Here is a 5,028-nt window from a genome sequence, read left to right as displayed (position 1 = left end):
TATATCCGTCAGTCCACAATCTAATAAGATCCGATATGGCCCCATCTTGACTAACAAACACACGCCTTCATCACCATGACCCACGCCATAGGGAAGGCAGACCAAATCTTCGTTACTAGGTTGAGGTCGCGTAGACAAGGGGAAAGTCCAGGATAAATCCGCTGCTTTTATAGATATCTGGGCGCTCGCCCATAGTAGACAACGCCAACGGCAGTTCGCTTATTTAGTGAGCCGAGCCGTTTCCGTGATATTTGTCCGAATCATAGAAGCCATTACGGGTGCCAAAAAATAGTGCGCCCAGAATGAAGGGAATAGTCAGAATTGGTAAGATAAGTTGAACGCTCATAATCTAAAATAACTCTGAAGGTTATATGGCACTAGCATCTTCATTATCGAGCGATCGCTCCCCGATCTGCAACGATCGTTAACCATTCTTGACGCAAAATCGTCGATCGTCAAGACTCGGCAACCATCCCAGTCGATCCAGTTGAATGACTAGTTAGAAAGAGATGAGAGATGGGAGTTGGGAGATGGGAGATAGGAGGATCTCAATGGTGATGTGATTTAATTTGTGCTGCACGGTACTAGTACTAGCTCGATCGGAAATATGCTTTATAGTCTGGCAATCTCCTAACTCCTAACTCCCAACTCCCAACTCTACAAAAACTTCCGCGCTAGAAAATAAGCCGCAATTGACTTAGCATCGATCGGTTCGCCAGCATCAATCGCCGCCTCAAATTCGGCTGGCGTCATCAAAACAACACTGATATCTTCGTCATCATCACCCGCAGGTTGAACGGCTAATTTTGCCAGATCTTGTGCCAAAAAAGCATAAATAATCTCATCGCAATAACCAGGTGCCAGAAAAAACTCACCTAATTTTTGCCATTTTTCCGCCCGATATCCCGTCTCCTCCTGTAGCTCCCGCGCGATCGTTTCGGCGGGATCTTCACCTACTTCCAATGTCCCCGCCGGGAACTCTAAAATACGTCCCTGAGTCGGAAAGCGATATTGTTTGACTAAGACTAATTGACCTTCAGGCGTAATCGGCACTGCTAACGCACCGCCAGGATGATGAATTGATTCCCATTCCCCAATTGCACCATTAGGAAGCTCGATTCGATCGACATTAAAAGAAAATTTACGTCCTTGATAACATAATTTATTGGAGATAACTTTTGCTGGTTCGTTTCCTAAAGGCATGATTTTAATTAATAATTAATTAATAGCTTATAATTGAATCTTATATCTTATCTAACTAACTTAACATCCGAATCTTCTAGCTTGGCGACAAGGGTAGCGATCGATTTACCCGATTTTGGTTCGAGCCAATCGGGTGCGATTTGAGCTAGTGGTACGAGGACGAATGCGCGATCGCACATGTGCGGATGGGGCACCTGTAAAGTCGGCAAATCGATAACTCGATCGCTATATAACAATAAATCTAGATCTAAAGTCCGCGCTCCCCACACCTCACCTCGCACCCGTCCGAACTCAGTCTCGATCGACTGTAAGACACTCAATAATTCTAATGCGCTCAGACTAGTCTCAACGGTCGCACAACCGTTCAAATAATCTGGCTGCGGTGGCCCGATCGGGGCAGTATGATACCAGCTAGAAACGTCTAAAAGCTTAATTTGCGGATGTATTTTTAGTCTCTCTATCGCGCCAGTTAAAATTACCAACGACTCACCTAAATTACTCCCTAATCCGATCGCGCAAGCTGGAATATTTGCCATCTTATCGATCTGCCGATGGTTGAGATTTGGGTTTAGTCGATTTCAAAGCCTGACTAAAACCGATCGCGATCGTGATATTCGATAGCGTTAAAAAAAACTCGGCACCACCATGTAGCAGATCGACATCTGCTAAAGACTTATGCAAAGTTAATTGAGCGTAAGCCCCAATGGGAATTGTTACCGCTACAAATAATAAAGTTAGATAAAATCCAATTAGCGCCACCTTGGGAGTAGGAATTTTTTTGGTCATAAACCACAAAAATCCCAAGTATGGAAATAAAGACACTGCAAATAATGTTTCTTTAGAAAAGATTAATTCAATTAATGAGGGCATAAGTAGCTACATTCAGATATTTATTAGATAGAAACTGCTTAAATCATAGCTGGTGGGCACTGCCCACCCTACGCGATCTATCTACTTATTTGCAAATAATTAATAGATAGAAATTGCTTAAATCCTAGCTGGTGGGCAGTGCCCACCCTATTCACTATTCACGATCCACTATTCACTACTGACTGTTTACTAATCTGCCAAGCAGCCAGACACATCGTGCCATTGCCCACCACCGTCATCGCTGCTTGTAGAGTCACCAGCCACTCTAGCGTGGGCGTATTATCAAAAAAATGCCACGTACAAGCACACATCGCACTCACCAGTGCAGGTAACATCCCAAACGACAGACTCCGCCATGCCAGATTACCACTTGCCTCAGCATAGCGCCAAATCAGCCAGATCGCCGTCATCCACTCAATGACGCTAGAAATATGAATAATCCAAGTGGGAATCGAGAGTACGTGCATCGATCTAGGGTTGAGATACTTATCTAAAAGTGTACCGAAGATCTCTGCCCCCAGAATCCCCACTGTCAAATATCTATTACTAAGCAGCACAAATTCAGTCACTATTTAGACTCCCCAATCTCCCATCTCCCAGTCCCCCAGTCCCCCAGTCTCCCAGTCCCCCATCCCCCAGTCCCCCAGTTCCCCAGTCTCCCAACTCCCAACTCCCAACTCCCATCTTTCCAGAAGCTGAGCCAACCCGATCGCTTTTGGGCATTATATAACCAGTAACGTTTCGCATCTGCTTAGATATCGACGATATGCCAGATTTTAGATACTAGCCAAAAATGGACATGACGCACGACAAATCGCGGACTATTTTGATTGTCGAGGACTCTCGATCGTACCGCAGTAAGTTACGAGATTATTTGAGCCAAGACAATCGCTATGACTACACCATCATCGAGACAGAGACGGGTGCAGAGGGATTGAAGCAATACCGAATCGCCAAACCCGATGCGATTTTGCTCGATTATATCTTGCCAGACATGAATGGGCTGGAGTTCTTGCACGCGCTGCAACAGCAGATCGAGAAACCCGATCTCCCCGTGGTGCTGCTAACAGAGTACAACAAAGAGAACCTAGCCAGTCAAGCGATCGAATCTGGCGCTCAACAATATCTGAGCAAATCAGTACTAACCATTGAAAACTTGCGACTGTCGCTGCATCATGCGATCAAACAAGGCGAACTACTGCGTCAAGTCGCCGATCTCCAGGTTCAAAACGATCGACACCTGAAAGTATTAAATCACAAAGAAGAACAGTTGCGATTGGCACTCGCCTCCGCACAGATGGGGATTTGGGATTGGAATCTGTTGAATGGACACATTCAATGGAACCGCGAACATGAAGAGTTATTTGGCTTAGCTCCGGGAAGTTTTGATGGCAATTATGAAACTTTCGATCGCTGTATTCATCCCGAAGATCGGGCAATGGTGCATCAATGTGTCGTGGAATCGATCGAGTCTCATACCAGCCTGTGCCATCAGTTTCGGATCGTTTGGGCAGATGGAAGCATTCATTGGATCGAGACGCGGGGAGAGGTGTATTTTAATGCCATTGGCGAGGCGATTCGGACGATCGGGACTGTCGTGAATATCGACGCCCGCCAGCAAGCCCAGCAGTTACTCCAAAACCAATTGGAACGCCAGCGGTTGGTACTAGATATGACGGTGCAAATTCGCCGCTCGCTCGATTTGCCAGAAATCTTAAATACTACTGTCAATGAAGTGCGACAGTTCCTCCAAACCGATCGAGTTACTATCTACAAATTTGCTCCCGACTGGGTAGCGACAGCCATTGTCGAGTCGGTGGGGATGGGTTGGAAAGAGATCCTCACCACCCAAATCTCCAATACTTACATCGAATCGTATCTGGACGACTTCCGGCAAGGAGTAGTTACTCAAAATGCCGACATCTACACTGTCGAAATCGATGCTTGGTATCTGGTGCTGCTAGAAAGTTTTCAAGCCAGGGCAAATGTCGTCGTCCCCATCTTCAAAGGAGAGGAATTATGGGGACTACTTACTGCTCACCACTGCTCGGCACCGCGCCAATGGCAACCTTCCGAAATCGATCTAGTCAAACAACTGAGCAATCAACTCAGTATCGCCATTCAGCAAGCAGATCTATTTGCCCTAGCCCAGCTCGAATTGACACAACGCAAACAAGCAGAAATGACGCTGCAACTGCTCAATACCGAAATGGAGCAGCGTCAGGCAGTCGAAACACTCAAAGACGAATTCATCGGCATTGTCAGCCACGAACTCCGCACCCCACTAACTTCGATGCAGGGCGCATTGGGCTTACTGGCAATGGGTTTGATGGATGACGAACCGGAGCAAATGAAGCAGATGATCGAGATTGCCTCGATCGAAACCGAACGCTTGGTGCGCTTGGTAAATAATATCCTCGATCTGGATAAGTTAGATGCACATTCTAATTCGATCGAGCAAGAGTGGTGCGATGCCCATACGCTCATCCAACGCGCGATCGATGTCATGACTGGCTCGGCGGCGGCGGCGGGAGTGGATCTGGTGCTAGAGTGTCCGCCCCTGGAGATTTGGGTGGCACCCGATCGGATCGTCCAGACATTGACAAATTTGCTCGGTAATGCTATGAAATTTTCTCCCCCTAATAGTAGCGTCTCGATCGCTGTCACGCAGATTAACGAACCGATGCCCGAGCGGGCAGGCAGACTCGACTCAGTGCGAATGGCTCCCACCAGTAACACTCGCCAGATCTGCTTTGCGATTAGAGATTGCGGACGCGGCATTCCCGCTGATAAACTCGAAACCATTTTCAATCGCTTTCAACAGGTTGATAGCTCTGACTCGCGCGACAAGGGCGGCACTGGCTTGGGGCTGGCAATTTGTAAATCGATCGTCGAGCAGCATCAGGGACGGATCTGGGCTGAAAGTGAGTGGGGACAAGGTAGTACGTTTTTCTT

Annotated in this window: 6 protein-coding genes; 1 reads left to right on the top strand and 5 read right to left on the bottom strand. The window is 47.1% G+C overall.

Going from position 1 to position 5,028, the window contains the following annotated elements:
- Positions 1-223 precede the first annotated feature (223 nt).
- The 5 genes from RMO35_RS23070 to RMO35_RS23050 form a co-directional block, all read right to left on the bottom strand.
- Positions 224-346 (bottom strand): hypothetical protein, encoded by a 123-nt coding sequence (locus RMO35_RS23070; protein WP_309744734.1) that lies wholly within the window; start codon positions 344-346, stop codon positions 224-226.
- A gap of 311 nt (positions 347-657) precedes the next feature.
- Positions 658-1,203, bottom strand: coding sequence for an NUDIX hydrolase (locus tag RMO35_RS23065; RefSeq protein WP_309744732.1), 546 nt, complete (start codon positions 1,201-1,203; stop codon positions 658-660).
- Positions 1,204-1,250: 47 nt separating this feature from the next.
- On the bottom strand, positions 1,251-1,739 hold the full coding sequence (folK, locus tag RMO35_RS23060) for a 2-amino-4-hydroxy-6-hydroxymethyldihydropteridine diphosphokinase (protein ID WP_309744730.1): 489 nt from the start codon (positions 1,737-1,739) through the stop codon (positions 1,251-1,253).
- A 1-nt stretch (position 1,740) separates the two neighbouring features.
- The gene (locus tag RMO35_RS23055; RefSeq protein WP_309744728.1) at positions 1,741-2,073 is read right to left on the bottom strand and encodes a DUF3593 domain-containing protein; all 333 of its coding nucleotides are present in this window, start codon (positions 2,071-2,073) and stop codon (positions 1,741-1,743) included.
- A 158-nt stretch (positions 2,074-2,231) separates the two neighbouring features.
- The gene (locus RMO35_RS23050) at positions 2,232-2,540 is read right to left on the bottom strand and encodes a DUF2499 domain-containing protein (protein WP_309744736.1); all 309 of its coding nucleotides are present in this window, start codon (positions 2,538-2,540) and stop codon (positions 2,232-2,234) included.
- Between the two features lie 326 nt (positions 2,541-2,866).
- Here RMO35_RS23050 and RMO35_RS23045 point away from each other — a divergent pair.
- The coding region (locus tag RMO35_RS23045; RefSeq protein ID WP_309744726.1) for an ATP-binding protein at positions 2,867-5,028 on the top strand (2,162 nt) is incomplete at its 3' end.

The organism is Chamaesiphon sp. OTE_20_metabat_361, from assembly GCF_031364565.1.
The sequence above is the reverse complement of the archived record's forward strand: the minus strand, read 5'-3'. Positions and strand labels throughout refer to the sequence as shown.

What these genes read in the sequence shown, in the direction of transcription:
- folK (WP_309744730.1), bottom strand. Translation starts at nt 1,739, where the DNA reads ATGGCAAATATTCCAGCTTGCGCGATCGGATTAGGGAGTAATTTAGGT.
- RMO35_RS23070 (WP_309744734.1), bottom strand. Translation starts at nt 346, where the DNA reads ATGAGCGTTCAACTTATCTTACCAATTCTGACTATTCCCTTCATTCTG.
- RMO35_RS23055 (WP_309744728.1), bottom strand. Translation starts at nt 2,073, where the DNA reads ATGCCCTCATTAATTGAATTAATCTTTTCTAAAGAAACATTATTTGCA.
- RMO35_RS23065 (WP_309744732.1), bottom strand. Translation starts at nt 1,203, where the DNA reads ATGCCTTTAGGAAACGAACCAGCAAAAGTTATCTCCAATAAATTATGT.
- RMO35_RS23050 (WP_309744736.1), bottom strand. Translation starts at nt 2,540, where the DNA reads ATGCACGTACTCTCGATTCCCACTTGGATTATTCATATTTCTAGCGTC.